Source organism: Providencia vermicola (assembly GCF_020381325.1).
Taxonomy (GTDB): Bacteria; Pseudomonadota; Gammaproteobacteria; order Enterobacterales; family Enterobacteriaceae; genus Providencia; species Providencia vermicola.
On the sequence record NZ_JAGSPI010000019.1, the window covers coordinates 1 to 3,682 of the forward strand.

General features: G+C 39.7%; 4 protein-coding genes. All 4 read left to right on the top strand.

Annotation, left to right across the window (positions count from 1 at the left end):
* Positions 1–49: 49 nt before the first annotated feature.
* The 4 genes from KDJ85_RS19190 to KDJ85_RS19205 all read left to right on the top strand — a co-directional run bounded on the left by KDJ85_RS19190 (position 50) and on the right by KDJ85_RS19205 (position 3,037).
* Positions 50–490, top strand: a complete 441-nt coding sequence (locus KDJ85_RS19190) for a hypothetical protein (protein WP_225820975.1) — start codon at positions 50–52, stop codon at positions 488–490.
* Positions 491–652: 162 nt separating this feature from the next.
* A complete protein-coding gene (locus KDJ85_RS19195; protein WP_225820976.1) occupies positions 653–1,054 on the top strand; it encodes a hypothetical protein in 402 nt (133 codons plus the stop codon).
* Positions 1,055–1,743: 689 nt separating this feature from the next.
* The gene (locus KDJ85_RS19260) at positions 1,744–2,256 is read left to right on the top strand and encodes a hypothetical protein (RefSeq protein ID WP_338050611.1); all 513 of its coding nucleotides are present in this window, start codon (positions 1,744–1,746) and stop codon (positions 2,254–2,256) included.
* A gap of 640 nt (positions 2,257–2,896) precedes the next feature.
* Positions 2,897–3,037, top strand: a complete 141-nt coding sequence (locus KDJ85_RS19205; RefSeq protein WP_225820974.1) for a hypothetical protein — start codon at positions 2,897–2,899, stop codon at positions 3,035–3,037.
* Positions 3,038–3,682: the final 645 nt, after the last annotated feature.

Genomic DNA, 3,682 nt, shown 5'->3' on the forward strand with positions numbered 1-3,682 from the left:
CCCGAAAGCCTTATACTATCTCCGTTCACACATAATCGGAGGGATCACCATGTCTCAATTATTTCGTTTGGCATCGCCAGCAGATTACGAATACATCCAAGAATTAAATTTATGGGAATTGTCATTTGATAAGCGACCAGTTCAAGGCGTTCGTTGTGAAGATCCGATGATCGGAGCAGAAAAATATAATCAAGGGCGTGAAAAGTTTAAGGCGTTAGCGTCACGGCATAAAAAACGTTGGAAACCGAACGGATTGACCTTTTCGGAGTTGATCCGCTGGGCAATAGAGTGCGGAACCCCCGAACAATGTCAGCTTGTTTTAGCGTTATATCATTGTACAAACGATGATGATTATCAGGCGATGGGGATTCAGTTAAGCCGAAGTATTGATAATGCAAATGTCAGCCCGATCATCTTTTTCACAGGTAAAAATCAACGGTTATTAGGTGATGTTTTGATGCTAAAACAGCTCGAAGAAAAGGTGCGCTGACGTTAGGTTTATCTATTATTTTATGTATTATCCTATCTCTTATTTTATCTATTTCGTCTGTAATAGGTAGAATAATACATAGAATAAGATACAGGATAATAGATAGAAGCTGAAAAGACCATGATGCTTGGCGCATCATGGTCACTCATTTTCTGGACGAAAATGAATGACATAAGGCTCCGCCCTCTGGCTATTTTCTTCGGCTGGACGCCTGCGAAAAAAGCCATTCACCCAAGCCCGTCAAACTCACTGCGTTCGTCTGACCACCCCCTTTTTTCGCCCCTGTATTTGGTCGCTCAAAAATGTGGTGGTCAGACGCTTCGCTTGACGGGGGGCTTTGCCCCCAAAACGAAACTCGTTCACTGGGGTTCACTTGCCATCGCTGGGGCGTGTCATTTCGTTTCGGCTCCCCCTGTTTTTCCCTTTCTTCGCTGGACACTCATCAGGAGAAAAACAAAAAGCCTACCGCCCTCGTTTTACTCGGTTGGTCAAATCGCTTCTTGCCACAAAACAAGTTTGTGTCTTTCAGTGATTTCGCATCGTTTTACTTGTCAGTTTGCATGATGTTAAAAACGCACTCAGAAGCTTGCAAAGCCGTTCTAAACTTTCAGCGTAGATTTGGGTGTTTTATAGGGTGATCGTGTCTCAAAATCGTTTTGAGGGGCTTTAATGGGTGTGAACGGGCGGTTTTCGCTAACTAACTCGCCCGTTTAACATAAAAGGGATTATGGGTAACGAATATATAGAGTTTTTTCTAGGATCTTGTTCAAAAAATCTCTGATCTGGTTAAAAAGTGATCGATTGAGCTTTTTTTTTCATAAAAAACAACACCTAAATAGTATGCTTTTTATAATGTAAGATAGTAATGGTTTCGGAGAGTATCACTGCTAGATCGAGGGAGATAGGCTTATTTTTTTTAATTATGCTGTGCTTTTTTCTGAATTTAGATGATTTTTGATCTATTGGCCACGAATCAAGGACGATATATAATGATTTGGTTTTAAGAGAAGCGGGATTAATTAGATAAAAAGCAGAAGTTTGGCGACCGAGCTTTTTATACCAATTAACCCGCCGATGCCTTGATTGCTCAAGGTTCTTGAATGAAAAAAAGGAATCACTTTATGGATCCCTTTTTATATCTTAACCTTAAGTTAGAAAAAACGATAGAAAAGTTTGGAGCTACTTGAAAATAAAGATGTATTCACTCACGCCTTGAGCAATCAAATTACATATCTAATTTTATAGGTAATTTGATGAATAAACGTCAAGAAATAGCAGAAAAGGTCATATCAATCCTTCTTACTGGTAAATGTGTCTATCGAGAAGATATTAATAAACTAGGTGAGGATGCTAATTATGTTATTGATTATATTAGAAATAACAAGCTAATCCCTGTGGAGTGCAATAAAGGCTGTTCTGGAGCAGAACCATTCTGGTTTATGTCCAGTGATAATATTGAATTGTATCGTTCAAATCGTAGTGAACAGATTGCAAAGCAAAAAAAAATAGTCACATTAGGACAACGAAAACGACAACTTAAAAATACAGAACAGTTGTTTAAAAGCTTGGATATCCCTATCCCCCCTCAACTTCAAGATGTAATAAAAAACACATTCACTAATGCATCGAGGGAAATATGTCTACTTGTCAGCAACAACACAGATATTCTCTTCGGTTTGAAAGTCTTCCCGAAGATCAGGCTAACTCTAGTGGTAGGCATAAGTGTGCAGGTTGCGCTTATGACGAGGGTTATAAAGCAGGGTTAGCTAGAGAGAAAAATATTAATGTAGAGGAAGCTATTAGATATATACCTGATAGCCAAGCTGGAACAGTGCGGCATAAAAGCCCTGTAGCGGCTTTTTCATTAGGTTTTAACGATGGTGTGGAAGCATCATATAAGTAAAAAAAAAGTAAAAAAAAAGCCCATTCAAGTGGGCTTTTTTTGTTTTGTTTTTACGGGAAGATTAGCGGTCTTCTATGGTATGTGTAGCTGCACATACTAAATGTCAAAACAAAACCGATATTAGTTAAATAAGCATATATAAATATAAAGCTTTAAAGTCAAAAAAACAACCGTGTTCATTATTGTAGTTGGAGTTAATTGGTTTATTAGTTAAAATCAAAAGTTAAGTTTATTTGACGTGGAATGACGAGAACCCCCCATCTTTTCTAGTACTTATCTTGGGGGTAAGTAGTCGAAAGGTTGGGGTAGCTCCCGACCTTTTTAATGGTGAAGTTTGCCATTTTATAGGAAGTCTCGAGATAGGGTAGCACCTAATCTGACAGCCGAGACAAGTTCAACCGTCAAACCGATATTAGTTAAATAAGCTTAGCTATAACCACTGTTGGATTGTTGTCATCCTTGTGGCGAATGAGGTTTGACATAACTTCAGTGAGGTATTCACAATGCGTGATTTTCTTATAGCGTGTTGTGTGGCTGGCTTGGTTATCTGTGGTGGGAGTTTAAAAGTCGAAAGATTTAAAACCTCTACCTTTGAAGTTCAAGGTATCGAACTTTCAGTGCCAGGTGTTATGTCACCAATGTAATAAAAAAAACAGTCAGAATTTATTTTCTGGCTGTTTTTTCTCCGCTTTACTAAATTAACAAAAAAAACCTAATGCCCCAATGTGGTACTAATCAAAACGGAGCGAAGCGACAGCATCTTTCTGTCTTTGCTTTTCTCCATGATCGGCTATTGGGTCATGGCTTCTTAGCTCGCTAATCTAGCTAAGTCTGGTTAGGTTGGGTTTCTTCCGACGGTGCAATCCAAGAAATCCCTAGTCCGTTGATTGGTGCTCTTATCAGGTACGCACTGTAATCTTTCGATACCGCAGCGTGATTCGGAGGCAGAGCCGGAATTTCGTGTTCCGGTACGTTTTACTACCACAATTTGCCTGTTTATCCTTTCGGAGACCGGGCTAAGTCCGAGTCAATCAAGTGGTGCATTTGAGTTAATGTCGTTGAATGGTTTTAAGGAAGTAGTGACAAGCTAGCTTCCCGTTGCTAAGATTGGATTGCTGAGGTCTAATCGAAGCAACGAATGCACGCGAATTAGATTAGCAGAGCCGAAGTGATGTCACAATCATTTCGGCTCTGCGCCCTCTAAAGTCCAGACAACAATCCTTCATGTTTTCAACTCACAACGCTCGCCGCAAGGCGTGAACTTGCTTCACGTCGAGGAAGCGGAATTT